Source organism: Brevibacillus sp. AG (assembly GCF_028369215.1).
GTDB lineage: Bacteria > Bacillota > Bacilli > Brevibacillales > Brevibacillaceae > Brevibacillus > Brevibacillus porteri.
In genome coordinates this window covers 54,228-80,817 of the sequence record NZ_JAQMYO010000014.1, presented here as the reverse complement: position 1 = coordinate 80,817, position 26,590 = coordinate 54,228, and the positions used below count along the sequence as shown (strand labels likewise).

Sequence of the window (26,590 nt, the reverse complement as noted above, 5' to 3'; positions counted from 1 at the left end):
GGAGGAGATTCAACCATGAATACAGAACTGAAAATTACCGCTGAACAGGTAATGGAAGCCCGTCACAGCGTGCGTAAATACGATCCCAATGAAAAAATTCCACAAGGCGAGCTGAACGAAATTCTGCGTCTTGCAGCAAGTGCGCCATCATCCTGGAATTTGCAGCATTGGCGTTTTCTTGTCGTGACTGATCCGGCTATCAAAGAAAAACTGCTCCCAATTGCATACAATCAGCAGCAGGTAGTGGATGCTTATGCTACCATCATCATTCTCGGCGATCTGGAGGCTTATAAGTCTGCTCGCCCTGTTTATGATGAAGCATTGGCAAAAGGATACGTTACAGAGCAAGTGCGTGAGACTATGATCGCGCAAATCGAAGGGGCTTACAATAGCAACCCAGAAATTGCGCGTGATGAAGCAATCCGTAATTCGTCCTATGCAGCGATGCAGCTCATGCTGGCGGCAAAAGCAAAAGGGTACGACACGTGCCCAATGGGTGGCTACAACCGCGATGCGCTCATTAAAGAGCTGAACATCCCATCCCGCTATTTGCCAACACTCATGCTGACTTTGGGGAAAGCAAGCGTGCAAGCTTATTCAACTTCCCGTTTTGGCCTGGACGAACTGGTCATTCAAAACAGCTTCTAATATCGTGTTCCAACAGCAAAAAACTCATCCACGCCTCATATTCAATGCGGCAAGGATGAGTTTTTTTGTCATATCTTCTCCAGGAGAGCTATTCGCTCTTCCTGCCTTATTGATTCGCCAACAACGGTAAATCCACCATAATCGATGTTCCTTGACCAAGGGCGCTGCTGACCGAAAACCGCCCGGCATGGAGTTGAATGATCTCTTTGCAGATCGCCAATCCCAGACCACTACCGGAGAGCTTGGAGCGTCCCTTGAAAAACTTTTCTGTGACATGCGGCAGGTCTTCCGGGTTAATGCCTTCACCAGTATCCGTGACGGTGACAAGGAGCCTATCGCCTGACAAGGAAGCTGCGATGACGATCGAGCCATTTTGTGGCGTGAATTTCAACGCGTTGTCCAATAGATTCACAAAAACTTGCTTCAGCCGATTCGGGTCTCCCAAAACCATGAGTGGGGTAGGGGGAGTCTCTAGCTTCAACTCGATTTGTTTCGCATTGGCACGTACTGAAAATTGAAGATGCAAATCATTGAGAAGCTCTCGGACATCCATGCGTTCGCGGGACAATTTCATCTCACCGGATTGAAACTTCGAGAAATCGAGCAATTCCTCGACGAGCCCGATCAAACGATCTGTCTCCTTGGAGATGACTTCCAGACCGAGCATCGTCTCTTCAGGCTCTTCCAGACCGCCCGAAATGAGCGTTTCGCCCCATCCTTTAATCGACGTAAGTGGGGTACGCAACTCATGGGAGACAGAGGAGATGAAGTCATTTTTCAGCTTTTCGTTTTTCCCGATCTCTGCTGCCATGTAATTGAAAGTGTCCGCGAGGGTTCCTACCTCATCTTCGAATCGTTTTGGCGCGCGGACAGCGAAATTTCCTTCCGCCATTTGTTTAGCCGCACTCGTTAAATCTTCGATAGGGTCGACGATTCGTTTTGCCATGAGTAGGCTGAGCGCAAAAGCGAGGACGACTACACTTGTCCCAACGCCTGCCCCGTACAAGGCAATGCGATTGACTGCTTGATAGAGCGGTTCAGCGGAGATCGTGTATCGCAGAACGCCTACAAATTCTCCGCTGTACGTTAGTGGATTGGACACCGCGATGACACGCTCCCGCGACTGTGGACTTTTCCCGATGTAGAGACCACTTTGTCCCTTGATGGCATCCATGACGTCAGGGGTATTGATGATCTCGCTGGTCTGAAAGCCGTAGGAGTTGAGAATGACTTTTCCTCCTGGGTCCAAGACCTCAATTTTGGCGTATTCCTGATTCGAAACATTTTCCAAAATGTAGCGTGCTTTGTCTTTTAACCGATAGCCAGTGGCGTACTTGTTAATAAAATTGGTGAAGGTCGTGCTGCGGGTCACTAATGCTTCGGTCGCAGTCCCGATGTAATACGTATGAACGGCCCAGTAAAACAGTCCTTCCAAGAGCAGTACGATTAAAAGGAGGATCAGGCCGAAATGAAGAACCAGCCTACTCTTAATGCCTTTCATCGGGGACGTCCTTTCGCCACAGGTAGCCATACCCCCAGACTGTCTCCAAGAAAGCTGGATGAGCCGGATCGTCCTCAATTTTTTGCCGGATTCTGCGGATATTCACATCCACGATTTTTAAGTCCCCGACAAAAAATTGACCCCAAACTGCTGTCAAAATCTCGTCGCGACTGATGGCTTTGTTCGCATTTTCAGCGAGTAGTTTGATGATGGCAAATTCTTTTGGCGTGAGGTCAATTTCTTGTTCCACCCGAATCAGCTTGCGTTCATCGAGCAACAGCGTGAAGGGGGCAATGTTAATTTCATTTTTGTCCTCAGCCTCAGGAATGGGTGTCAATCTGCGGTGCAACGCTTTGACACGGGCCAGCAGTTCCGCAGGGCTAAACGGTTTGGAGACGTAATCGTCTGCTCCGAATTCGAGACCCATGACTTTGTCCAGCTCCTGGCTTTTAGCTGTCAGCATAATGATCCCGAGACGCGGATATTTTTTGCGCAGCTGCCCGCATACTTCGAAGCCATCAATGCCGGGGAGCATGACGTCGAGAATTGCAATGACGATGTCCGATTGTTGATCTGCGAGATCAAGTGCCTCTTCTCCGGTGCCAGCCTCGATTACCTCATAGCCCTCGCGTTTGAGATTAATGCGCACAAAATCTCGGATGGATTTCTCGTCTTCCAGTAATAGAACCTTCATAGGGCAAATCTCCTTGATAAGGATTTACTATTTCACTTTATTCCCGGCTCGTTATCGGTTTGTAGAGCTGACGAACTTCCTCTGCGGTAAGCTGCATCGATCGATATTCCGCGAGAGCAGCCTTTCCAAGGGTAGGTGTCGTTTGCGGTAAAATGGCGATTAAGACTTGTTTTCCCTCTTCCTTCAGCAAAATGTAGGGAACTTGTTTTTGCTTCAATCCGTTTTCAAATTTCACCCATTCGTTTTGGGGGATGCTTTGCAGCGTTAGTAATTCTGCCTTATTTTTTCCATTCGCTCCGTAATAAAGGAATCGGACGAGAAACGGATTCGTATCATGGTTGATGGAGATGGTGTATTTTTCGCCCCATTTTGCCGGAATCTTGAGGTCAAACCCTTGTGTGTAATTTTGATAATGATCCTCGATGTGTTTCAAGCCCGTTTTCCCGTCCCATTGGAAGTAGGAGGAGACCCAAGGGATTTCTGCCATGGCCAAATCCTCTGTCCCAGCCGGTTGTATTTTCGTGCCGATCTCGATGATGCCATCACCGTTGATATCTTCACTTTCCAAAGAATATGGCTTGAAGGTCAGATCCATCTCTCCTTCTATTTTTGCCAAAGGGTTGGAGAGTTGTCCATTGTCCCAGAGGAGTAGTTCAGTAGAAGCAGAGTGAGCACCTAATCCAGCATCAATAAATAGTCCGTTTCGGGTTGGCGAAGCTTTTCCGATGATAGCCTGATAGTAACCATTTACATATCCGTCTAGGGCTAACTCAGTCTTTTTAGCGATTGTGCCGCTCGCCGCCCCATACAGCTCGGCTTTGGATGTGAAGTTATTTTTATCAAGAACAACGAGAGCGAGATCCGCGTGATCATCTCCTGTCAAATCACCTACTGCCATAATGGAATAGGGCTGCTTCATCAATTCCTGAGTCATATTATTGGCTAGCGAATAAACGGAGAGTTCCTTGTTCAAATCTTCGCCGCCACCCATTCCAATCAGCATATCCGGAACTTTGTCACCTGTGAGATCTTGAAAGGAGACGTAATCCAATTCGCTGCCAACACCAGTAAAGGAGGAGAGCTTTTCCCAGTTTCCTTGCTTTTGGGTAAGCACAAGCACACCGATTTCGTAGTCGGTTTTTTCTGTTTTGTAAAAAGCGACTACCTCCGCAATCCCATCTCCGTTTAGATCCTGTAGGGAGACGGCACTGGCTTCTGCGGGATGTAGAGGAACAGATAATTGTGACCCAGCCGGCAAAAATTGCATGACGGCCTGATTGATCGATTTTTGATCGCCGTCTGCTGATGGGGCGCGCATCAATTCATTGGGTGTATCTGTGAGTCCGCAACCGCTAACAAGCGAGGCGCAGAGTGCTGTCGTTACGAGCCAAGCCTTTTTCATTTCAAATGTTCCTTTCTGTTGCTGCATCCATTTGACTATATTGTAGCTTGCCCATCCAGCAAAATTGTTGCAAAACGGTAAAAAAACCCGTTTTCGAGCTTTTTCATAAAATAGCGAACGTGCTCTGAGCTTCCTTATACAGGAAAAAAGTGCGAAAGAACAGGTAGTATATTACTAGCAACAATTGACCTAACAATTTCGTTTAAAAATGTAGGATCGGAGTTGGATGTTATCTATACGAAGGAGGAGAATAGGATGAAAGCATGGCACAAAACGATGGCGGCAGTTCTTTGCAGCGGCGCGGTTCTCATGGCTTCGGGCGTTGGGGCTGACCTGGTTCAAGCGAGTGGCACCCAATCGCAAGCGTACGCGCCAGTAGTTTTATTGCAACCAGAGCAAAATATCCCGTTCAGCATACAATTTATCGATGGATTTGTGGCAAAAGTAACGAATGCAAAAACGAAAGCGACGAGTACAGTAGATATATCGGACAATAAGGCTACGTACGTGAGGCAAGGGATTTATCATGCCAATGGAAAGCTGCAAAAGGCAACCGATGGATATACGCAAAAGCTGGTGGAGTTGGTGCCATTCCGGGATACGAAAGGCAACCTGCGTTATATAGGCAAGCAAACCTTGTGGGGGCTGAATACGGAGGATCGCTTGGCAGTGGCGACCAGTGTGTGGAACATCGTCAATAAACAGCCGCAGCTTTTACAGGTAACGGTTCAAAAAGCAGACTGGGACAATATGCCGTCGCCAGATGTGACGATCAATAGCGGCTTCAATTTGGGCAACGATAGTACCTTTGTCCTTGATTCGAAGTATGCAGATGTGACCGGAGACAATATTAAGGATCACATTTTGCTTGTAGGCGATAAGATGGGCGTATCGATGAATCAGACGGCCCATAACCTGCGTGTCGTGGTTCGCGGAGGAAAGGATAATCACCAGACGTTTATCTCTGTAGGAAAACGAGACAGCGGTGTTCTTCCGAAGCTCGCCATCACGGATGGCAATGCCGATCAGGTAAAAGACATCCTCGTCACGATGCCGACTGCGACAGGTCATGTATACAGTCAACTTACATGGAAAAAAAATAGCCTGCAGCCAGTCGTCGAGCAGGGGAAATTAAATGATCGTGAGGCGTATCAGCCAGTTATTGGGGTTTATGGGGAAGCGATTGGGATGAATAAGGCGAAAAAACAATAATGGAGTAGGTGTGGAGGAAATCAGTCAGAGTGAAATCTGGCTGATTTTTTTTAATACAAATTTGCAGGCATTAGCCATCTTGCAGGATTATTCGTGAAAAGTCATTCCGAAAGGAGAAATAAAGGTTATTCTCTGGTGTTTAAATCGTAATTATTACGTTTTATATTGACTTCGGATATTTCGATGCGTTATGATAACAAACAAATCGTAATGATTACGCTTTGAGTAAAACAAAAAGGAGAACCCAGCATGAACATGAAAGAAACGAAAATCCCCGTCACAGTCCTGAGCGGGTACTTGGGAGCGGGAAAAACGACGCTACTGAACCATGTCCTGAACAATCGGGACGGGCTACGAGTCGCCGTGATCGTTAACGACTTGAGCGAAGTAAACGTAGACGCCTCTCTGATCCTCTCGGGCAGTGGTCTTTCACGCGTGGACGAAAAGGTCGTGGAGCTCTCGAATGGCTGCATTTGCTGCACCTTGCGAGAGGATTTGCTGACAGAGGTAGAGCGTCTGGCTTTGGAAGGACGGTATGACTACATATTGATTGAATCGACGGGAGTAGGCGAGCCGGTTCCTGTCGCCCAGACTTTCACATACGTAGACGAAGAAAATGGCATCAATTTATCGTCGCTGTGCCGCTTGGACACGATGGTGACCGTAGTGGATGCATACCGCTTCTGGCATGACTTTTCGTCCGGCGAAAACCTTTTGGACAGAGGGCAGGCAGTTGGCGAAGAGGATACCCGTGAGGTGGCCGATCTTTTAATCGACCAGATTGAATTCTGTGATGTGTTGATCCTGAACAAATGCGATCGTGTCGCTCCAGACGATTTAATACAGCTGGAAGCCGTTCTGCGCAAGCTACAGCCAAATGCTCGCTTCATCCGCGCTGTTCGTGGGCAGGTAGACCCGCAAGAAATTTTGAATACCAACCTGTTCGACTTCGAGGCTGCCAGTCAATCAGCGGGATGGATTGCTGAGCTGCAAAAGGAAGAGCATACACCTGAGACGGACGAGTACGGAATTTCCTCCTTCGTTTATCGCAGTCGCAGGCCCTTTCATCCAGCCCGTTTAGAAAAGTGGTTGGAGGAGTGGCCTGAGGAGGTCGTGCGTGCCAAAGGCTTTTTCTGGTTGGCGACACGGAATGACGTGGCGATGTCACTCAGCCAGGCGGGGCCATCCATTGAAATCGGAACGGCTGGCTATTGGACAGCAGCATTATCGGCGGAAGAGCAAAAAGCCATTCTGGTAGAAGAGCCAGACTGGCAGCAAACATGGCATCCCGTACATGGGGATCGAACTATTGAACTCGTCTTTATCGGGATCGATCTGAACCAGGAGCAAATCGTGAAGCAGCTCGATGCATGCCTCCTGAACGATGAGGAATACGAGGCGGACTGGAGTAAGCTGCCCGATCCACTCCCAACAGCAGATGCTGTAATCGAGACGACATTGTAACCAAAACAGAGGAGGCTGACATCCATGCGCGTGAACGTTACCCTGCAATGCACTGAAACCGGAGACCGCAACTATATCACATCCAAAAACAAGCGGAATCATCCCGAGCGATTGGAACTGAAAAAATACTCTCCGCGTCTAAAACGCTATACCCTTCATAGGGAAACAAAGTGATTCTAAAAAATGTCTGAAGACCATAGGCACCCTGCCCAACACCTTCTTATCACCAAAACATAAAATGTACGTGTGTCTATCGAATGAAGAATTCTTCCCGGATGCGATGGGCACTTGCTTTAGTGAGGAGCATCGGTCCTTTTTTGCAGGAACTTGATGAGTATGCTGCAAGTCCTAGCTCTTAAACAGGAGAGGGTTCGGTATGAAAATCGTGATCATCGCCCCCGAGCAAATTCCCGTCCCCCCCATTCTTGGGGGGTCCGTCGAAATTACGATTCTGGCGATCGCCAAAGAATTGAGTAAGTGGCACTCGGTCTCGATCATCAGCAGAGCGCATCCTCGTTATCCGAAGTATTCTGTTATTGATGGGGTGCACATTTATCGCGTTCCTACCGGCAGTCCTGCGAAATATTTGACCCATGTGAAAAAAATCCTGAAAAAACGCCGATTTGACGTTTTACAAATTGATAACCGTCCGGAGTTCGTCAGGCAGATTAAATCGATGTTTCCGAATGCAACTGTGTCCTTGTATCTTCACTCGCTGACTTTTGTCAACTTTCCCCATACTAGTCGAGCAGAGACCTTGGCCGGATTACGAAAAGCAGACTTGATTATTACCAACAGTTCTTCGCTTGAAAGTCGGCTTTCTGCTCGTTTTCCTAGTATGTCGAGAAAAATCCGGGTTGCATGGCTTGGCGTGGATACATCTCGCTTTTCCCCTATTCAAAAAACCTCTCATTGCGGTGCCTTCACCTTATTGTTCGCAGGCAGGCTGATTCCGCGCAAAGGCGTTCCCATATTGCTTCAAGCAGTTAAGCTCGTGAATAAACAGGTAGCCCAACCTGTCAAAGTAATGATTGCAGGAGGAACACCAACAAGCAAATATGCAAGGCAATTGCAGTCGCTCTCTCGTAAAATTGGGGTACATGCCGAATTTCTAGGTACGATTCCCCATTGTCATATCCACCGTGTTTTTAGAAAGGCCGATTTGTTCATTTGTCCTTCGCAAAAGCATGAATCGTTCGGCCTTGTTAACGTCGAAGCGATGTCTTCCGGATTGCCAGTCGTTGCCTCGAAAAACGGGGGCATAAAAGAAGTGATTCAGCATGGCCGTTCTGGATTGCTGATCAACCAATATAAAAATCCGCAAGCCTTCGCCGATGCGATTTGTTCGCTGATCATGAATAAGCCACTGTATTTGAAAATGAAGCAAGAAGCTCGTCAAATTGCCTTGGAGAAATTTAGTTGGCGTGCAACAGCAGATAGACTCAATCACATTTATGAATCTGAAAAAGCTTTACAAAAGGATGAGCTTCCAAAAGACCAGTGCACCGCTGTCGATTGCCATGAACGTCAAGATTTACACGAATGCCTTGGTACCGAGCATGGCGTCCAGCCCGAGCGAAGGCAAGCGGAGCCTGACAAGGGTGGAGATAATGACGAGAAAAGCAATCAATACTGTGATACCATCCTGCAACCATTTAGCATCGTCCACGATTGGAGTTGCTTTGATGATGACAACCAAAGCATCACCAGTACCGGAGTTTTCCAAAATTTTGCCGATCTGTGTACCGAAAATGGTGATGAGTTCGATGGGAGTGATTCCGCCGAAGCCACTTTCGATTTCTTTTCCGATATCGGCTATCAAAGGCTTGTCAATGCACTCCTATACGGTTAACACAATGCCGCTCAGGATTTCAAGCTATAAATCCGCATGACCTGTTCGGCTGTCTGCTCCAAGAGCGAGGCAGCTTCGCGCATTGATTGATCCAGCGTCATCGGTTTGTTGGTGATGCTGACAACGGCAGAAACGCCTTTTTCATAAAGGGCGTCGATGCCAGTTCCAATGGAGCCAGCGAGGACGATGACGGGAATGCCGTATCGTTTTGCGACTTGGGCAACTCCACATGGCGTCTTTCCTTGGGCCGTCTGGAAGTCGACTTGTCCCTCACCTGTGATCACCAGAGTGGCTTTGTCCATGGCTTCCGCGAGTCCTGTCGTCTCGATCACAATCTCAATCCCAGAACGCAGCTGGCCATTCAGAAAAGCAAGAAGGGCACCAGCGACACCACCCGCAGCACCTGTCCCAGGTAAATCGTGAATGGCGATGCCGCGGGTCTCTTCGATCAAGTCAGCGAAATGGCGCAAATGATCATCTAATTGCAGGACCATTTCCGGTGTGGCTCCTTTTTGCGGGCCGAAAACGTGAGAAGCGCCATTGGGTCCAACAAAAGGATTGGTGACATCACACGCAATGACGAACTGACAGTCAGCCAGCCGCTTATCAACCTGACTCGTATCAATACGGCTCAGTCGTGATAATTCACCACCTCCAAAAGAGAGGGGCTGATCGTCTTGATCGAGTAGCAAAAATCCGAGAGCTTGGAGCATGCCAGCGCCTCCGTCATTGGTAGAGCTGCCACCCAGTCCCAGGATGAACTTGCGGCAGCCTTGATCCAGTCCGGCCGTAATCAATTGACCAAAGCCATAGGTCGTCGTGAAAAGCGGGTTGCGATCTGCGGCAGAAATTAAGTAAAGACCAGAGGCAGCAGCCATTTCGATCACACAGGTTACACCGTCACCCAAAATGCCGAATTCAGCAGAAATGTCCTGTCCGAGCGGGTTGTTTACGGTGGCGGTCAGTATTCTTCCGTCTGTGGCATCGACCAGGCATTGCATGGTACCTTCGCCGCCGTCAGCCATCGGTTTCACGAGGAGTTCACTTTGCGGGAGTACGCGTCGAATACCTGAGCGAATGGCTTCGCCTACTTGTTTGGCAGTCAGGCTACCTTTAAAGGAGTCCGGAGCGATTACAATTTTCATGCCAGTGTTCCTCCTATCAGTAAAGAGGGTATTTTTTCCATCATAAAAAAGACTGTCCCCCGCGTCTAGGCGAGAAACAGTCTTGGTTGTGTTAGGCGTTCTTTTTCAATGCTATTTCTTCTGGCTGTGCCGTTTTCGAGAAGAACCATTTCATCATCGGTGGAGTGACGATGGTCGTCAAGAGTACGACGACAATCAGAACGGCAAACATGTCTTGTGTGAGCAAATTGCTCTCCAGACCAATTGCGGCGATAATGAGTGCCACTTCCCCACGGGATACCATCGCTGCACCAATGGCCATCGAGTTTTTCCACGGGAAGCCTGTGATTTTTGCACCAAAAGCACCACCGATGAGCTTGGAAACAATCGCGATGACGCTCAGGAGCACAATCAGTCCGAGATTTTCCCAGATACCAGAGAACTGTGCCGTTACCCCGATCGAGGTGAAGAATACTGGCACGAAAACCGCGTAGCTGATGGTCTCGACCTTGTGCGTCACTTCTTGCTTGTAATTGGTCAAGCTGATGGCAACACCGGCGATGTAGGAACCGATGATGGCGGCAACCCCTGTATATTCAGCAAAATATGCGAACAGGAAACAGATGATAAGCGCTGCGGAAATGACTGATTCTGTGACCTGCAACGGAGCGAATTTTTTCAAAATCCATGGGACAACTTTCCAAGAGAGAACGATGACGATGGCAAAAAACGCGACCTTTTTCAAAACCACCATGCCGAGATTTACGTCGCCGCCAGCAAAGCTCATCAAGAAAGCGAGTGCCAAGATGACCAAAACGTCATCAATAACAGCGGCTCCCATGATCGTTGCACCTTCTCTTGATTTTAGCTTGCCCAATTCCTTCAACGTTTGTACGGAAATACTCACGCTGGTAGCAGAGAGCAACAGGCCCAGGAAGATCGCTTCGATGTTGGAGAGACCAATCGCAATCCCGGCACCATAACCGAGTGCAAGCGGCATGACAATCCCTGCGACGCCTACGCTGGTTGAAGACTTGGCGGTGCGTTTGAACTCATCAATATCAGTCTCTAAGCCCGCGATAAACATGAGCAGGATAACCCCGATTTGGCTAATTTCCTTGAGGATTTCTGTGTCTGTGACCAGCCCGAGAACGGTAGGACCTAAAACGATACCGATGAGCAGTTTCCCCAAAACGGATGGCTGTCCCAGCCGCACGCTGATGTCACCAGCGATTTTGGAGGCGATCAAAATGACAGCCAGCTGAAAAATAAGCATGTGGTTTCCCCCTTTTACGAAATAAAAAAGAGCCCGCGATCACAGCTTTCTTTTTGTCGGCTAAAAAAGACAAAAAGAACCCTATGATGACAGGCTCCTCCAGTAACGAATCAAATATTCACTTACAATACACAAATATTTTAACATACTGGGCCGAAAAAGTAAACACTTGGTGACAAATGCTCCTCAGCGTGTGAAGATAGAGCAAAAAAACGGAGGAGGAGCAGGCATGGCGAAAATCAGCAAAGAGAATGCAGAGCATTATCATTGGGGCGATCAATGCGATGGCTGGCATCTGGTCAAAGGCCAAGAGCTCAGCGTCATTCATGAGCGGATGCCCGGAAATACCGCAGAAGTGCGCCATTATCACGAGCGGTCGCGTCAGTTTTTCTTCGTACTGTCAGGACAAGCTATGCTGGAAGTGGATGGCGTGCGTCATGTGTTGGGCAGGCAGGAAGGCGTAGAAGTCCCACCGGGAGTCAAACACCAGATGAAAAACGAGGGAGCAGAGGATGTAGAGTTTCTTGTGATCTCGCAGCCGACAACAAGAGGAGACCGCATCCAGGCAGATTAAAGAAAGCCTGACCGTCAAAAGAAGCGGTCAGGCTTTTATATGCGTCAAGCTTATTTGAAATTGGTGAAATCGGACATTTGAGCGAAGATATCTGCCAATGCGTGCATTCCTTCGAATGTTTGATAAGCGAAAATAGGCAGACCCACAACAAACAACAAAACTTCTCCGATATATTTGGCGATCATATGATCAACCTCCTTTTGGATGTTTGTTACGCTACGCGATCCAAAACGAAGGAACCATATGTATCCATTTCGCCGTCTGTATGCTGTATGCGCCTGAATAAGCGATGGCGCTGCGGTTGCCTTGCCGCCATTGGATAAGTCTCAACCAACAACTTGTTAATGGAAGGTCGGTACGTATCCGTGACGTTCTGATGAAGAGTCCGGTTTTGCAGGTAGCACTGTCTGAGACAAAAAGCAGAAGTGAAGCATCCTACAAAAAGCGCGACCAAGGCGAAGAAATCTTCCAGCGAAAACAGCAGCAATAGCATATCTTCCATGGCGATTCTCCTCCTTTCGTATTCATCATTCTACTCTTGTTCACAATATCGAGCAACCCCGAAAATTCATGAGAGCGGCTACATTGCCAAACTGCCAACTATTTCAATTTGTTAATCGATAGGTTGACACGATAGTTCCCAAAAGGAAGCAGGGCATCTAAAAAATGATTGAGGGCCTCTTGATCTGGCACGTGTACCATCATGGTATAGCAGCCTTCTCCGCTAATGCGATGGGCTTCGACGATCTCGCTGCGGCTTTTGATAAAACGAGTGAAGAGTGAATGATCGGTAGTGGTCATGAACATGGTGACCAAAGCAGTGAGGACTGGGGCGATTTTGGCTTCATCAATGAGCGTTGTATAGCCTTGAATAATGCCCTGCTCCTCCATTCGTCTAATGCGGTTGCCGACGGCTTGACCACTTAGATGTACCTGTTCGCCGATGTCCTTCCACTGCAATCGGCTGTTTTTGCGTAGCAAGGCAAGGATGGAGAGATCGGTTTGATCGAGCATGTGTATCTCCTTTCACGGCGAAAGTCGGTAGCCAGCAATCGTTTCGCGGCAACCGTTCATGGCCTTATACAATAAACGTACATCCATTATATCGATTACGAGGAAAGGAAGAAATGACATGGAGATTCAGCTTGTAAGACATGCTACCTTGCGCGTGGAATATGCAGGGCTGACATTTTTGATCGATCCAATGTTTAGCTCTAAAGGCGAAATGCCAGCAGTACCAAATACGCCGAATCAGCGCCCAAATCCAGGAGTAGAATTGCCCCTATCCGTGGAGGAAATACTTGCTGGCGTGGACGCTCTCTTGGTGACGCATACCCATTTCGATCATCTCGATGAAGCGGCCATACGCCTTCTCCCGAAGCATTTGCCTGTATTTTGCCAGCCACCTGATCGAGACAAGTTGGTGCAGCATGGCTTCGAACAAGTCATTGCCATCAAAGAGGAGTATACATGGCAAGGGGTTCACCTGCATCGGACAAGTGGTCAACACGGAACAGGGGAAATTGGGCAGCAGATGGGGCCAGTATCTGGCTTCGTTCTGGAGCGAGCTGGTGAGCCGACGCTGTATGTGGCGGGTGATACGATTTGGTGTGAGGAAGTGGAGCAGGCTGTTGCAGCATATCGTCCTGATGTGATCGTCGTTTTCGCAGGTGCGGCTCGTTTTTTGACGGGAGATCCGATCACGATGGCGAAGGAGGATATCGTCCATGTCGCAGATACCGCGCCTGACAGCCGTATTCTTGTTGCCCACATGGAGACATGGAACCATTGCTTGCTCAGCCGCCAGGAATTGAATGAATGTTTGCAGGAAAAACAGCTGTCCGGTCGCGTACATGTTCCGCAGGATGGCGAAAGTATCTCTTTTCAATGAGCGAACTGAATATAGATGAAAAACAAAAGCTCCGCAGGTCATAGCGGGGCTTTTGACGTTGTCGAAAAAAAGGCTTATCCATCATTTGACAAACAAAAACGAACGTAATAAACTATTTTTACGTAAATTATTAATGTCATGAGGTGTTGTTGTGGCGCACGAACAACTGGAAACATATGTAGTCGAGAAGCCGGAACAGGCGATGGCCTTATTGAACCCGCTCCGTGCCGAGATATTAAGCCGTTTGGCAGAGCCTGCTTCAGCAGCAGAAGTCGCACGTGGTATCAATGAAATCCCGCAGCGTGTCAATTATCACTTGAAGGCCTTGGAAAAGGTCGGATTGGTCAGACGGGTAGGAAGTCGACAAGTTCGCAATCTCGTCGAGGTGCTTTATTTGGCGATTGCGCGGACGTATGTGCTCTCGGAAGGACTGAACTGGGGCAACGATACCATTCAGCAAATGAAGGATCAAGGGTCATTGTCTCATCTGGTCCAGACAGCAGAACGGATCAAGCGGGATGCCATGCTCTTGCTGGAGCGTTCCGATCAAGAGGTGGAGGTTCCAAGTGCCTCACTGAACGCGAGTATTCAGCTTGCCAGTGCGGAACAGCGCAGTGCTTTTGTAGAGGAGTACGTCCAACTGGTGAATCAGCTTGTGGCAAAGTATCAGCCAAAAGAAAAGGGACAAGAGACGTATCAGGTCGTTCTTGCGGTTTATCCAAAACAAGGAGGAGACGAGGCATGAAGGCACAAGTGACAGAGTCTAACAAGTCCAAACCCGTAGTCATTTGGGAAAATCGTATCCAGCCACAAGCTGATCAGGTTATTGTCATGCCAGCCCGAAGCGGAAATGGGGTTGCGGTCGAAAGAGAAGCAGCTGTTCAGACATGGTCAGTAGGTCCGGCGAGTAATCCCGCAGTGGTGACGCAGGTTTCATCTGGATTTAACAAAAAATCAGTGGCAATGCCACAAGCAACCAGCATGCGTATGGCCGCGTAAAAACTCAAGCGTAAACAAGCGAAGGAGGGTTTTTCATGAATCTCATTCCGGTAGTAGTCGAGCAAACGAGTTATGGAGAGAGGTCTTATGACATTTACTCCCGGTTGTTAAAGGATCGCATCATTTTTCTCGGCAGTGCCATCGATGATCAGGTAGCCAATGCAGTGGTAGCTCAGCTGCTGTTCCTGGCAGCAGAAGACCCGAAAAAAGACATTCACCTTTATATCAATTCGCCAGGAGGCTCTGTCACAGCAGGGATGGCGATTATCGATACCATGAAATTCGTAGCACCTGAGGTGTCCACGATCTGCACGGGGATGGCAGCGTCTATGGGCGCGATGCTTCTCGTAGCAGGAGCGCCGGGCAAACGGTATGCGCTGCCTAATGCAGAAGTCATGCTCCACCAGCCGTGGGGAGGCAGTCAAGGACAGGCGAGCGATATCAAGATCGCAGCAGACCGTATTATGCGACATCGCAACATGCTGTATACGATCATCGCGGAGCGCACGGGAAAGACAGTCGAGCAAATCGAAAAGGATGCAGACCGCGACTATTTCCTTACCGCCGCAGAAGCGCTCGAATACGGCTTGATTGATAAAGTGATCGAAAAATTGTAGAGCTGGGGGTGCCGGAGTGAAGATCCTATTTTTGGGGGGAACGCGTTTTATCGGCCCACATGCAGTGAAGCGTTTGGCAGAAGCAGGTCATGAGGTTGCTGTATGTAATAGGGGGCTTTCCCTCGGCGCAGCCTCTCTACCACAAGGTGTCGTCTCTATTACGGGAGATCGTGCCCGCCTGGGTGAATACCGGGAGACTTTTCGCTCCTTTGCACCTGATGTCGTTATTGATCTGTTTCCGTACACAGAAGCAGATGCCCGCCTGCTGATAGAAACGTTTCAGGGTATAGCAGGTCGTGTCGTAGCGATCAGCAGCTGTGACGTGTATCAGGCGTTCGGACGGGTGAACAAGATCGAGTCCGGTCCGATTACGACAGAGCCGCTTACGGAGCAGTCTCCACTTTGCGAGAAGCGCTATCCGTTCCGCGGGGCCAGACCAGATCGCGAATATTATGACAAGGTACTCGTGGAGGGAGTCGTGATGGGGCAACAGAGTCTACCGGGCACGATTTTGCGCCTGCCGATGGTGTATGGCCCGCATGATTACCAGCATCGCGTCTATCCGTACCTTCAGCAGATGCGTGACGGACGTCCGTTTATTTTGCTCGAAGAAGGCTTTGCTTCTTGGCGTTGGGCACGCAGCTACGTAGAAGACATCGCGCATGCCATTTGTCTGGTGGCTACCGACGATCGAGCAAAAAATCAGATTTACCATGTAGCAGAAGAGCAATGCTTGTCGATGCGAGAGTGGATTGAACGAATCGGCAGTGTTTACGGTTGGAATGGCAAAGTGATTACAGCGCCTTCTGCTGAGTTGCCAAATGAGTGGGTTCCGCAGATCGAATCGAAGCAGCATGTTCAGCTGGATTCAGCAAAAATCAGGCGTGAGCTAGGGTATACGGAACAAGCCACCGCAGAGGAGTCTATGCGACGTACGATTGCATGGGAGCTCGACCATCCACCTGAAAACATGTTGCAAGAAAACAACTATATAATAGAGGATAAACTGCTCGCGAAGCTCGGTGTCTAGTATGTAGCACGGAGTTTCGTGCATAGTCTGTTTGAACCGTCAGGATGGTATCTGGCGGTTTTTTGTTTGCACATCAAAGTGTTTGAAGGAAGGAGGAGCTGGGTATGAACAAGAGTAGCAGATGACGGGAGGCTCACCTTGTGAAAATCAGAACAAAAATCATCCTGGCTTTTGGTATCATATTGGCAGTCATGTTCGGTTCAGGTACGTATATGTACGTGCAAATGCTAGCAATGAAGGCATCCTATACAAAAATTATCGAAGAGGAAGAATTATTGACAGACCTGCGAGAAATGCAGTTTATCATGACGGGTCGAAATAATGACGAACGAGCCTATTTGTTAACGGGCGATGAAGAATTTCGGACGGAATTGAAGGAAAAGGCAGCAAAGGTGGACAGCCTGTTTGCCAAAATGAACAGTTCTCTTGAGCCTTCTCACCATCTTGAAGAAATGGGGGAGGCAAAGAGACTATATAATTCCTATCTGGAGTCAAGCGATAAAGTGGTAGAGGCACTGGATAAAGGATTACGTGAAGAAGCCATCTCTCATCATTTCGGTCAGGAACGGCAAGCGAGAAAAGAAATGGATTCGGTTGTGAGTGGATTGGTTGAAGAGGTGCGTAATGAAATCAAGGTAGATCAACAGGAGCTGGCGGAGAACGAAGGAATTTCGGCCATGATTCAGTTGTTTTTTAATGTAGTGGGAATTCTCGTTGCGATTGTGGTTGGGGGTCTTCTGATTCGCTCGATTGTGGCACCGCTGCATCGGGTGAACAAACAGCTCCATGATATCGCTGACGGAAAAGGAGATTTGACGCAAGAGTTGACCGTCTTTTCAAAAGACGAGATTGGACAGTTGGCAGGCTCATTCAACCGGATGCTCGCCAATTTACGAGAGCTGATTTCTCAGGTTCGCGAGCATGCCCAGCAGGTTGCAGCCGCAGCTGAACAACTGACAGCGAGCTCGAAGCAAACGAGCCAAGCTACGGAACAGATCGCCATCACGATCCAGGAAATGACGGAAGGAACGGACAGGCAATCCCAAAACGTAGAGGAGAGTCAGCAGGAAGTCGAGGAAATATCAGCAGGCATTGAAAAAATTGCGGCCCGAGCGCAAAGCGTGTCTGCTGCGGCTGCCAGTACTTCGGAGCTGGCGACGGAGGGGGATCGAACCATCCAGCAGTCGGTTTCCCAGATGAACGGGATTGGAGAAACGATGGAGCATTTGACTGCACTGGTAGGTGGTTTAGGAAAACGCTCCGAGCAAATCGGCCAAATTGTCGAAGTCATTACGCAGATTTCAGGTCAGACGAATCTCTTGGCATTGAATGCTGCGATCGAAGCGGCGAGGGCGGGCGAGCATGGCAGAGGCTTTGCTGTCGTGGCGGATGAAGTGCGAAAGCTAGCGGAGCAGGCATCTGCATCGGCACAAGAAATTTCCCAGCTGGTAGCCTCGATCCAGATGGAGACGAACGAAGCGGTCCTCACGATGGAAAAAGGCTCTCAAGAAGTATCAGATGGGATGGGGGGCGTCGCAAGAGCAGGAGAAGCGTTCTCTCAAATTCGCGACGCTGTTGTGGGCGTGACAAATGAAATCCAAGAAGTATCGACTGCCGCACATACCCTTACGGAAAGTACAGGCAAGGTCGGACAATCGATGCAGATGATTGCCACTGTAGCGCAATCGGCTGTCTCTCACTCGGTGGGAGTCTCGTCTGCTACAGAAGAACAGCTTGCCTCGATGGAGGAAATCTACTCCTCGGCTGCATCGCTGGCGAGTCTTGCGGATGATTTGGAAAAACTGATAGGACATTTCAAGGTATAATGCTTCGCCACAAGAAATACCCCTTAGAATCGACAGAATGATTCTGAGGGGTGTTTTTTCGTTTTCGCCAATCTCCACAAAGCCAATCTTCGATACACGAGAAAAACCACGAGATTCCCCACTGCCGCTGCTAAAAAGACAGCCCAAGGCACGAAGGACAAAGTGGCTTTGTTGTTTTTTTAGTTAAATTTCTCAATAATTTTATAGAACATACGTTCTTGTTATGGTAAACTCCTCCTGTGAAGAGGTGAATCGCGATGCTCCGTAAAAAAGGTTCCATTTTCGAATTTTCCCTAATCAGGAACAAGCCGTACTCACCTCGAAAACATTGGGGTACAAACAAACGGGCAAAGGGTTATTCTACCATGCCTGTGCGGTTCAACTGCCACTGTTGAAAAAGGAACTGCCCTGGCTCCAAGAGGTAGATAGCACCGTCATTCAATCCTTCCTCCAATACCTCGCAGATGCATTCACCCGATTTTTCAAAAAACAAAATGAAGCACCGCGTTTCAAAAGCAAGAAGAATAAAGTCCAGACTTATACGACGAAGCATACGAATGCAAACATCCGAATCAAATATTTGGTTTCGGAAGTAATCGTGGAAGATGAGTCTGTCATAGCACCACTAGTTGCGCTATGATAAGGCTTACACGTCAAAAGGCGGAGGGGAAAGTATGAGACGATTCCGATTTGATCAGCAAGTAGGCAAAACGATTGATCGCTATAATTCCGTCCATGCGACGATTTCTCGTGTCTTACGCACACCTGATTCAGTTTCGATTGGGTGTATCCATTTGGAGGCAGGCGGAATTGTCGGCTATCATCCGGCGACTTGTCCTCAGCTGTTTCTTGTGGTGAGCGGTGAAGGCTGGGTACGCGGTGAAGGTACATCGCGCATCCCGATCCAAAGTGGACAAGCGGCATTTTGGATCACAGGGGAAGGACACGAATCGGGCAGTGAAACTGGAATGACGGCAATCCTGATCGAAGGAGATGGACTTGATCCGGAGAGCTTTATGTCCTTGTTGGAAACCTAGTATTTGTATGTATAATGGGTTTGCCATTCCACCAACCGTACATAAGCTCATTAGACTATCCTAGAAAGACGGTGTGAAAGGCGAATGAATTGGAAAACACATATGGCACTCGGTGCCATCGCAGGCTACTGTGCCTATCCTTCTTGGAAGGGCAGCGTCATTGGCGCGACGATGGCACTCGTACCTGATATTGATCAAGCAAATAGCAAGCTCGGAAACTTGATGGGGCCTGTATCCAAAATGCTGCAAAAAGGATTCGGCCATCGTACAGTGACACATTCATGGGTAATATTGTTCCTTCCATTTCTGCTATTCGGTGATTCTCCGGCTGCCATGGCAGCGCTGTGGGGGATTTTGTCCCATCTGATCAGCGATATGCTGGTGGGACGCATTCAGTTATTGTGGCCGTTGCGAGTGGGATGGCTCGGCATTCGGATGTCCAAGTCGATGTATCGGACTGTAGATCGAATCGTGTTTTATGTAGCGATTGTGTATATTGTGATCAAAGGTTATCAGTAAAAGGAATGGACATTGAGAAAGGACCTCCCTCTGGAGGTCCCACTATTAATCAGCATGATAGTGATTTATAATCAGCAGAAAAGTATTTGTACGTAATTTGACGATTTGTCCTATCTCTACATATTCATTAGGCTCTTTCTCAATGGACTCCATATGTTCATAAAGGACATCGACAATATCACTCTCTTGTTTATTTTGGCATTCCAAATAAGCATATGTCTGTTTTATTTTTTTCATAGAGGACCCTCTTTCTCTACTTGTTAGAGTCGCTTCCGATTTCTGGTTGATATCATAGCTATTTAGTGAAAACAATAACGATTTTTGACTGATTTTTGTAATTTGATCGACTTCCATGTATTCGTCAGGTTCGGTATCAAGATATCGAATGACATCTTTTATTTCTTCTAAAACGTTACGGTTTATCCCAACCCTGGATCTTGAGTGTACATAACTTTGCCCTGCTTTATGCATGTTTATCACGCATCCTTATTTTGTTGCATTTTCTATTCGCTTAACTCCAGAGAAAATTGAATATTTAGTGATTCGGTTGTTTTAATTTCCTCTAGTGACTTTTAGAAGAAGAGGTACTTGGTTCAAAGAGTGAGTTTTTCTAGAACATTGGGTATTGTGTGCTTCTATCAGGAACCGAATTATTTATGATAACGACATGTTGATCAGTTGGAGTATCGCTTGTACTTATATTATTCTTGAAACTTTTATAATAAAATGTAACATTGTACTTCGTACTTCTAACTTTTTTCACGTCATCAGCTTCATTCATCGTTATTTCACGTAATTTTTTTACATTTACGTTTTTTCCGTACTGAGTTTTTGAACTCGTAGATTTAATTGACGGATCATACTTATGTTTATTGTAAGCATGATCAGTGATAAAGTCTTTTGCGTCAAATCCACCATTCGTTTTAGTTGGTACCGAAGCTGGTCTCTTTCTCTTTTTCTTTTTAAATGCATCTATTTGTTGAGGAGAATGCGCACCATCATTGACATATGTTATCTGTCCACTAGCATTCACTGTTACAAAGACAGTAAACTCTTCACCAGTTATCTCATCCCAATCAGTAAACTCTAGAGTGTCAGAAAAAATAAGCCCTGATGTTTCAATAGCAGCTAAGTCATATGTTTCTATCTTTTCTTGTAAAGACATCGCCAAAGGTACTACATCTGTATCATTAGGAGTATTTACACTCGCTGTCGTAATGTTTAAAGCAACTTGTGATCTCAAACCATTTTTAGCTAAAGCATAGGCATCATTGGTTACAATTAAGTTAGATAAGGAAAGTAAGGACATAACTGTAAACCAAATAAATCCCTTTTTAATTTTTTTCATTTTTTACCTCCTGAGATATTTTTATTAATATAAAATATCAAAAAATAACATTATTGTAAATATTTGCGAGAGTGATAAATGCGTTGATCATTGTTAGGGTAAATACTCAAAGAATAAGGAGTTAGGGGGATAATATCGATTGAGTGTGTTTATTCTGCAAAATAGTCAGCGTGTTGGCGATTGTTCGCATATTTAGAATACTTAGGAAACTGAAAAAAAGCTGACATCAGTTGGGGACCGATGTCAGCTTGCCACTTTTTCAATGACTATCATATAGCTTTGACCATTATGAGCAGATTCTTCTTATCACGAAACAACTAAGGCATCATGAACTGTTGCACGAGTTCAGCGTTTTCAGTCATGAATTTTTCTGCGTTTTGCATGACTTCTTGTTGTGCTTCCATCATTTGTTGGTCAGTCACAGTAGCGAAGTTGATGGAGTTGTCAGCAGTCATAGCTGGAATTTCCAGTGCTTTGCCGAATTCTGCTTTGGACTTCAGCTTGAAGCTAAAGCCTTTTGGCATATCTGGAGTAGGGTTCGAGAAGTTCACTTTTACCGTGCCGTCAGAATCTACACCATTGTCCGTCTTCGTCTCGTTCACGGTAACATTACCGGTCAGAGCAACAGGGTTGGAGGAATATTCGTCTGCTGCTACGAGTGCAAAGTCATACTTTCCGGTTTTTTTCTTGTCTTGCTTGGTTGTCTCGAAAGTAGTCGAGAAGTCCAGAATTGGCTGGTCGGTTTCTTTCGCCAGGATGCTGAACTTGCCCTTTGTCTTGTCTTTTTCTTCTGTCGCTCTGTAGGTGAAGGACATTTCGCCACTTTGCAGATCAGACAGGTTGTGCAGGGAGTAACGGTAGTACGTTTCTGCACCTTTATCGTAGGAAACACTGCTGTAGACCAGCTGATCTTTTTTCTCTTTGTCATCGAACAAGAGCTTGCGGGACAAGATTTGATGGTCGCCGTCCACGAGCACGACCATTCTCAATTGATCGGTTGATTTCGTGTCGGTGTCTTGTGTGTCCTTGATGATGTCATCGAAGGCTTGCTCGTAATTTTTCTTGAATTCTTCTTTGCTGATTTCTTCTACTTTATAGCCGCTGTCGAGCATCAGTGTAGCCACATTGTGGTAGCGACTGTAGATCAGGTCAAACAACTTTTGGTCAGCTTTTGCCTTCTCTGCGATTTGCTTGGCCAGAGCCGCACCTTCTGCGTCATTAAAAGTAATCGTGATCTCACGTGCATCTTCCTTGAGTCCTTCTTCGGAGAAAGGAACACCTTTTTTGATGCTTACCTGGCTGTCTTTGATGCTTTCAGCATACAGCACGGCATACGGAGTCATTACTGTTTTGAGTTCATCTTGATTAAAATTGATCGCTTCATGCAAATCGCTATAGCTTACAATGCGTTTTGGCAGTTCTTCGCCCATCTTTTCCTTAAGAGCATCGCTATCTTTCAGGTCCATATAAGCGTATTTCGAGTAAAACTCTGGCAGCTTGAAGCCCATCACGGAATCATTCATGAAGTACTCAAGAGTAGCCAGCTTTTTATCTTGAAGGTGAACTTCCAGGTTACCTGATTGCTGATTTTTCTGTTCATCGATGTTGCTTTGCATCACGAGCTTCGCTTTGCCCAGCATGTCGACAATTTTTTGTGCTTCCGGGTCTGGGATCGTTGCATCTAGGGCAATTTCACTTACCTCAGCAGTGGAGTGAACTGGTTTTTCCAGGTATGGCTTCATGTAGTCTTGGTATTCCCCGTAAGCTTTGGATACGTCGCTTGAAAACTTCATCATGCTCTCCGCTTCAGCTTGCAGGTAAATCGTTTTAGCGCTCTTAAATAAATCGTACTTGGCATAGGCGGTACCTAATCCACCCAACACAACGACAGCCGCTGCCCCCGCGATCAACCATACTTTTTTCTTGCTTTTGCGCGGTGGGTTCACGTTTGTTGCAGTTTCCATCATTTCTCTCCCCTTTTTGCTCTCTCTTTGGTGAGTACGATGTGCGTAATGATTTTGCGCACTCGATTTTGTATTGTACCATAAGGAGGATGAAGGGGAACGATTTCCAGTAAAATTCTTCAAAAAAGAGGAAGAAAGACCCAAATGGTTGCATTCTTCCTTCTTTTGTATGCATATAGAACAAAGAAAAAGCGACAGCAGGGGGGAGATCACGTGGATTTTCGCGTGCTGCAAACGTTTATGGTGGCGGCCACGACAGAAAATTTTCACCAGACAGCAGAAGCGTTGTTCATTGCGCAGCCTACTGTCAGCCAGCATATACGACAATTGGAAAAGGAATTGGGGATCAAGCTGTTTGAACGGGTTGGCAAACGCGTTCGGTTAACGGCTGCGGGCAAACGCTACCTGCCACATGCAAAAGGACTCCTTCAACAGTGGCATAACAGTATGGAAGATTTGCAGGCTTGGAGACAGGGCTATCGGGAAAAGCTGCAACTGGCTGTTTCACCGATTATTGCCCGTGCTCGTTTTTCCCATTTGCTGCACCGTTACACCAAGCTCTATCCCGATGTAGATATCTCGATTAAAATTGTCGACTCTGTGGAAATTGGCCCGCTGGTTCAAAATGGACAGGCTGATCTGGGCTTAACCCGGATGGTGCCGGGAGAATTCCAGTTGTCTACTTATCTTTTGTACGAAGATCCTGTCGTTTTTGCAGTCCCTCACAGTGGCGGAGATATGGAGGCGCCCTTGCCTGATTGGGAGCAAGAGGTGCAAGCGAACCGTCTGCTGACCCACAATCACCCGGGTTATTGGGATGAGGTGCTGTTGCTTTTGCGTCAGAGGGGGCTTTCTTTGCGTACGATGGCTGTTTCGCAGGTAGACATTACAAAGCGATTCATCGAGGATGGATTGGGCGTTTCCTTTTTGCCTCGGACGGCTGTCGATCGGGATTTGTTTGAAAACCGTTTTATTGAACTGCCTACACCTGGCCTTGTTTTGCCGAAGGTTGCTTCCTATTTGCTGGTACCCAAAGCAGGGATTAGCGAGCCAGCGCAGCATTTTATAGATATCTTGCAGTCTTTGTATCCACCGATGCCACTTGTTCAGTCGGGGGGACGGACATAATAGATAACAAGCCTGTAAGGTAGATGTAAGGTGAATCGATAGTTTTGACCAGTATATGTAACCTATACTGAACCCTGCTAGATGACAGCAGGGGGGAATGACGAATATGCAGGCTGAACCAATCGCACAGAAGGATCGGATTTATTCTATTGATATTGTAAGGGGATTGGCTTTGTTCGGGATTTTGCTGGTGAACTTGCCGGGCTTTATCATGTATTCGGAAGACGTTCGTATGCCAATAGAGGCAGGGATCGATGCATGGATTCGCTTAAGCTATGATTTATTCATTCAGACGAAATTTTTCGGGATCTTTTCGTTTCTATTTGGCTTAGGTTTTTACATTTTTATGTCACGGGCTGAACAGCGTGGACAAAAAGTATTTCGTCTCTTCAGCAGACGGTTGTTCGCGATGTTTTTCATTGGTGTGATTCACGTCATTTTGTGGTTTGGCGATATTTTGACGGTGTACGCACTCCTCGGCTTTTTACTGATGCCTTTTTATCGAAGAAAGTCTTCTACGATTCTAGCATGGGCAGCCAGTTTGGGAGGAGTGTACATGCTCACTCAAGGTGTGGCTCTCGTACAGACGCTCAATGGTCAAGAAGTCTATCCGTTTATCGCATCATTACAGTCGACAATGATACCGATTTTCGTGATGTTCCTGTTTGGTTTGTATGCGGGAAAACGCGGTTTGATTGCTCAAATTCGCGAGCATAAGCCGTTGTTGAAACGAATCGCTGCTACTACTCTTGGAATCAGTCTTCCGATCGCAGCAGGGATTGTTTGGGCTAGCGGTGTCGGCTTTGGTCCAAAGCTTGAACAGGCGAATAAAATATTGGTTGATCTGAGTACGTTGCCTATGGCGATGTGCTTGATAGCCAGCTTGTTTCTGTTGTTGGATCGTGAGCCGGTACGGAAGGTTCTCCAGCCATTTGCCTACACGGGACAAATGGGGTTAACGACTTATTTAGGTCAGACCGTCATCATGACCATTCTGATTCCTTTGTTCGGTATTACGGCAATGCCACTTTCTTCTTGGTTTTTGCTTGCGCTGCCGATCTATGCGTTTCAATTACTCGTAAGCTGGCTGTGGCTGAAGCGTTTTAACCGAGGGCCGATGGAAAAGCTATGGCGCTTCCTGACGTACGGACGTAAAAAGAAGTCGATTCCAGCTCCTGCTAACTGATTGTAAAACGTGATCAATACTACGGTTTTCTTCTATTTCCCTTCACGATTATGAATCGATTATACTGAAGAGAAAAGAGACGAAAATGGAGTGGTGATGATGACAAAACAACATCCTTTGGCTATCGGCTTGGATGGTATCGCCGTAGCAGAAACAGACCTTAGTTTGGTGGATGGGATTAATGGACTGCTGGTGTACCGCGGTCATTGGGCGCGTGATTTGGCTATCCACCACACATTTGAGGAAGTGGCACACCTGCTCTGGTTCGGACATTTGCCTAGCGAGCAGGAGTTGACTAATTTAAAAGATAAGCTCAAAGCAAACCGTGAGCTGCCGGAGCACGTAAAGGGAATCCTGAAGCTGATCCCGGCAGATGTAGATATGATGAGTGTACTGCGTACAGGTGTTTCGGCGCTGGGCAGTTCCTCGCACGGCTTCCCGCCGAGTATTGATGAAGTGATTTCGCTGGCTGCCAAGATGCCGACAATCGTTGCGTATCGCTTCGCTTGTCTGGAGGGCCGCGAGCCGTTGGCACCGAATCCGGAGCTGGATCATACAGCGAACTACTTGTATATGCTCAAGGGGGAAAAGCCAAAAGCGGCACACGTACGTGCCCTGGATGCGTACCTGATTTTGACGCAGGAGCATGGCATGAATGCATCCACATTCTCCGGTCGTGTCGTCAGCTCGACCGAATCCGATCTGATTTCTTCCATTACGGCAGCAATCGGAACCCTGAAAGGTCCTTTGCACGGCGGAGCGCCATCTGAGGTGACGGAGATGATCGAGGCTATCGGCACGAAGGAAAATGCAGAGCCGTGGCTGCGCAACAAGCTGGAGAGCGGCGGACGCTTGATGGGCTTCGGACACCGCGTCTATAAAACGGTTGATCCGCGAGCAACGGCTCTGCGCGTTGTTGCATCCGAGCTGTCGTCCAACGATCCGTGGTTCGATCTGGCGACACATGTAGAAAAAGTAGGCTTGCAGCTGCTGGAAGAGTACAAACCAGGCCGCAAGCTGAATACAAACGTAGAGTTTTTTGCCGCAGCTGTGATGCGTGCGGTGGGTTTGGACGACAATTTGTTTACACCAACATTTGCCGTGAGCCGTGTAGTTGGTTGGAGTGCGCATATTCTGGAGCAGGCAGGCAAAAACCGCATTATTCGCCCGCAATCCAATTACATTGGCACGATGCCAGAATAATTGAGAGGTTTATCATGAAAGCTATCCGTTATGCGGGTAGCTTTTTTTCGTGTTTATAAATGTGGCTGCGGTGGGGAGAAGAATATTTCCAGTCT

The 26,590-nt window shown here is 47.5% G+C and carries 28 protein-coding genes and 1 pseudogene; 18 read left to right on the top strand and 11 right to left on the bottom strand.

The genetic code is table 11. The annotated features are described in order from the left end of the window. Nucleotides 1–15: 15 nt before the first annotated feature. Complete coding sequence (locus POF51_RS27660; RefSeq protein WP_069851982.1) at nucleotides 16–648, top strand: nitroreductase family protein; 633 nt, start codon at nucleotides 16–18, stop codon at nucleotides 646–648. Between the two features lie 106 nt (nucleotides 649–754). Here the strand turns inward: POF51_RS27660 and POF51_RS27655 are convergent, their stop codons facing one another. Genes POF51_RS27655 through POF51_RS27645 form a run of 3 tightly spaced genes read right to left on the bottom strand, consistent with a single transcriptional unit; the run spans nucleotide 755 to nucleotide 4,245 of the window. Next, complete coding sequence (locus tag POF51_RS27655) at nucleotides 755–2,149, bottom strand: ATP-binding protein (RefSeq protein ID WP_069851983.1); 1,395 nt, start codon at nucleotides 2,147–2,149, stop codon at nucleotides 755–757. After that, a complete protein-coding gene (locus POF51_RS27650; RefSeq protein ID WP_017247206.1) occupies nucleotides 2,136–2,843 on the bottom strand; it encodes a response regulator transcription factor in 708 nt (235 codons plus the stop codon). Before POF51_RS27650 ends, POF51_RS27655 begins: the two co-directional genes overlap by 14 nt. A gap of 37 nt (nucleotides 2,844–2,880) precedes the next feature. Beyond that, nucleotides 2,881–4,245 carry a VCBS repeat-containing protein gene (locus POF51_RS27645; RefSeq protein ID WP_026042946.1) on the bottom strand — a complete coding sequence of 455 codons (1,365 nt, stop codon included), beginning with the start codon at nucleotides 4,243–4,245 and terminating at the stop codon, nucleotides 2,881–2,883. Nucleotides 4,246–4,500: 255 nt separating this feature from the next. Here POF51_RS27645 and POF51_RS27640 point away from each other — a divergent pair, with 255 nt between their 5' ends. The 4 genes from POF51_RS27640 to POF51_RS27625 all read left to right on the top strand — a co-directional run bounded on the left by POF51_RS27640 (nucleotide 4,501) and on the right by POF51_RS27625 (nucleotide 8,773). Further along, nucleotides 4,501–5,457, top strand: coding sequence for a hypothetical protein (locus POF51_RS27640; protein ID WP_106834869.1), 957 nt, complete (start codon nucleotides 4,501–4,503; stop codon nucleotides 5,455–5,457). Between the two features lie 249 nt (nucleotides 5,458–5,706). Next, entirely contained in the window at nucleotides 5,707–6,921 is a 1,215-nt protein-coding gene (locus tag POF51_RS27635; RefSeq protein ID WP_106834868.1) for a GTP-binding protein, read from the top strand. Nucleotides 6,922–6,945: 24 nt separating this feature from the next. Continuing rightward, nucleotides 6,946–7,095, top strand: a complete 150-nt coding sequence (gene rpmG, locus POF51_RS27630) for a 50S ribosomal protein L33 (RefSeq protein ID WP_007726139.1) — start codon at nucleotides 6,946–6,948, stop codon at nucleotides 7,093–7,095. Between the two features lie 202 nt (nucleotides 7,096–7,297). Next, nucleotides 7,298–8,773 (top strand): glycosyltransferase family 4 protein, encoded by a 1,476-nt coding sequence (locus POF51_RS27625; protein WP_069851985.1) that lies wholly within the window; start codon nucleotides 7,298–7,300, stop codon nucleotides 8,771–8,773. Between the two features lie 11 nt (nucleotides 8,774–8,784). Here the strand turns inward: POF51_RS27625 and POF51_RS27620 are convergent, their stop codons facing one another. Together POF51_RS27620 and POF51_RS27615 are read right to left on the bottom strand one after the other, a co-directional pair. Then, nucleotides 8,785–9,918, bottom strand: coding sequence for a glycerate kinase (locus POF51_RS27620; protein ID WP_069851987.1), 1,134 nt, complete (start codon nucleotides 9,916–9,918; stop codon nucleotides 8,785–8,787). A 91-nt stretch (nucleotides 9,919–10,009) separates the two neighbouring features. Beyond that, the gene (locus POF51_RS27615; protein WP_069851988.1) at nucleotides 10,010–11,173 is read right to left on the bottom strand and encodes a cation:proton antiporter; all 1,164 of its coding nucleotides are present in this window, start codon (nucleotides 11,171–11,173) and stop codon (nucleotides 10,010–10,012) included. Between the two features lie 229 nt (nucleotides 11,174–11,402). Between POF51_RS27615 and POF51_RS27610 the strand changes: the two genes are divergently transcribed. Further along, a complete protein-coding gene (locus POF51_RS27610; RefSeq protein WP_007726152.1) occupies nucleotides 11,403–11,747 on the top strand; it encodes a cupin domain-containing protein in 345 nt (114 codons plus the stop codon). A 50-nt stretch (nucleotides 11,748–11,797) separates the two neighbouring features. On the opposite strand, the gene POF51_RS27605 is transcribed toward POF51_RS27610, so the two are convergent. From POF51_RS27605 to POF51_RS27595, 3 genes are all read right to left on the bottom strand, one after another. Next, the gene (locus POF51_RS27605) at nucleotides 11,798–11,932 is read right to left on the bottom strand and encodes a hypothetical protein (protein ID WP_017247216.1); all 135 of its coding nucleotides are present in this window, start codon (nucleotides 11,930–11,932) and stop codon (nucleotides 11,798–11,800) included. Between the two features lie 26 nt (nucleotides 11,933–11,958). Continuing rightward, nucleotides 11,959–12,249: a hypothetical protein gene (locus tag POF51_RS27600; RefSeq protein ID WP_271756514.1), complete on the bottom strand. Its 291-nt coding sequence runs from the start codon at nucleotides 12,247–12,249 to the stop codon at nucleotides 11,959–11,961. Nucleotides 12,250–12,347: 98 nt separating this feature from the next. Further along, nucleotides 12,348–12,761 (bottom strand): Lrp/AsnC family transcriptional regulator, encoded by a 414-nt coding sequence (locus POF51_RS27595; RefSeq protein WP_069851992.1) that lies wholly within the window; start codon nucleotides 12,759–12,761, stop codon nucleotides 12,348–12,350. A gap of 118 nt (nucleotides 12,762–12,879) precedes the next feature. On the opposite strand from POF51_RS27595, the gene POF51_RS27590 reads away from it, so the two are divergent. The 9 genes and pseudogenes from POF51_RS27590 to POF51_RS27550 all read left to right on the top strand — a co-directional run bounded on the left by POF51_RS27590 (nucleotide 12,880) and on the right by POF51_RS27550 (nucleotide 19,666). Then, nucleotides 12,880–13,638, top strand: a complete 759-nt coding sequence (locus POF51_RS27590) for an MBL fold metallo-hydrolase (protein ID WP_069851994.1) — start codon at nucleotides 12,880–12,882, stop codon at nucleotides 13,636–13,638. Between the two features lie 151 nt (nucleotides 13,639–13,789). Further along, nucleotides 13,790–14,383: a winged helix-turn-helix domain-containing protein gene (locus tag POF51_RS27585; protein WP_017247220.1), complete on the top strand. Its 594-nt coding sequence runs from the start codon at nucleotides 13,790–13,792 to the stop codon at nucleotides 14,381–14,383. After that, nucleotides 14,380–14,637, top strand: a complete 258-nt coding sequence (locus POF51_RS27580; protein WP_069851996.1) for a hypothetical protein — start codon at nucleotides 14,380–14,382, stop codon at nucleotides 14,635–14,637. Before POF51_RS27585 ends, POF51_RS27580 begins: the two co-directional genes overlap by 4 nt. Nucleotides 14,638–14,672: 35 nt before the next feature. Beyond that, nucleotides 14,673–15,254, top strand: coding sequence for an ATP-dependent Clp endopeptidase proteolytic subunit ClpP (clpP, locus tag POF51_RS27575; protein WP_017247222.1), 582 nt, complete (start codon nucleotides 14,673–14,675; stop codon nucleotides 15,252–15,254). Between the two features lie 16 nt (nucleotides 15,255–15,270). Further along, nucleotides 15,271–16,284: an NAD-dependent epimerase/dehydratase family protein gene (locus POF51_RS27570; RefSeq protein WP_069851998.1), complete on the top strand. Its 1,014-nt coding sequence runs from the start codon at nucleotides 15,271–15,273 to the stop codon at nucleotides 16,282–16,284. 140 nt (nucleotides 16,285–16,424) lie between these two features. After that, complete coding sequence (locus POF51_RS27565) at nucleotides 16,425–18,110, top strand: methyl-accepting chemotaxis protein (protein ID WP_271756511.1); 1,686 nt, start codon at nucleotides 16,425–16,427, stop codon at nucleotides 18,108–18,110. 286 nt (nucleotides 18,111–18,396) lie between these two features. After that, a pseudogene (locus POF51_RS27560) lies at nucleotides 18,397–18,684 on the top strand (IS200/IS605 family element RNA-guided endonuclease TnpB); the annotation flags it as partial. 100 nt (nucleotides 18,685–18,784) lie between these two features. Continuing rightward, entirely contained in the window at nucleotides 18,785–19,147 is a 363-nt protein-coding gene (locus POF51_RS27555; protein WP_271756509.1) for a cupin, read from the top strand. Between the two features lie 84 nt (nucleotides 19,148–19,231). Then, complete coding sequence (locus tag POF51_RS27550; RefSeq protein ID WP_271756508.1) at nucleotides 19,232–19,666, top strand: metal-dependent hydrolase; 435 nt, start codon at nucleotides 19,232–19,234, stop codon at nucleotides 19,664–19,666. Between the two features lie 45 nt (nucleotides 19,667–19,711). On the opposite strand, the gene POF51_RS27545 is transcribed toward POF51_RS27550, so the two are convergent. From POF51_RS27545 to POF51_RS27535, 3 genes are all read right to left on the bottom strand, one after another. Further along, the gene (locus tag POF51_RS27545) at nucleotides 19,712–20,137 is read right to left on the bottom strand and encodes a hypothetical protein (RefSeq protein WP_271756507.1); all 426 of its coding nucleotides are present in this window, start codon (nucleotides 20,135–20,137) and stop codon (nucleotides 19,712–19,714) included. A 139-nt stretch (nucleotides 20,138–20,276) separates the two neighbouring features. After that, nucleotides 20,277–21,014: a hypothetical protein gene (locus POF51_RS27540; RefSeq protein WP_271756506.1), complete on the bottom strand. Its 738-nt coding sequence runs from the start codon at nucleotides 21,012–21,014 to the stop codon at nucleotides 20,277–20,279. 317 nt (nucleotides 21,015–21,331) lie between these two features. Next, complete coding sequence (locus POF51_RS27535) at nucleotides 21,332–22,981, bottom strand: DUF6583 family protein (RefSeq protein ID WP_318533236.1); 1,650 nt, start codon at nucleotides 22,979–22,981, stop codon at nucleotides 21,332–21,334. Between the two features lie 210 nt (nucleotides 22,982–23,191). Here POF51_RS27535 and POF51_RS27530 point away from each other — a divergent pair, with 210 nt between their 5' ends. The 3 genes from POF51_RS27530 (at nucleotide 23,192) to POF51_RS27520 (ending at nucleotide 26,495) form a co-directional block, all read left to right on the top strand. Beyond that, entirely contained in the window at nucleotides 23,192–24,106 is a 915-nt protein-coding gene (locus POF51_RS27530) for a LysR family transcriptional regulator (protein WP_026042949.1), read from the top strand. Nucleotides 24,107–24,203: 97 nt separating this feature from the next. Beyond that, nucleotides 24,204–25,292 (top strand): DUF418 domain-containing protein, encoded by a 1,089-nt coding sequence (locus tag POF51_RS27525; RefSeq protein WP_244521830.1) that lies wholly within the window; start codon nucleotides 24,204–24,206, stop codon nucleotides 25,290–25,292. A gap of 99 nt (nucleotides 25,293–25,391) precedes the next feature. Beyond that, nucleotides 25,392–26,495 carry a citrate synthase/methylcitrate synthase gene (locus POF51_RS27520; protein WP_069852010.1) on the top strand — a complete coding sequence of 368 codons (1,104 nt, stop codon included), beginning with the start codon at nucleotides 25,392–25,394 and terminating at the stop codon, nucleotides 26,493–26,495. Nucleotides 26,496–26,590 lie beyond the last annotated feature (95 nt).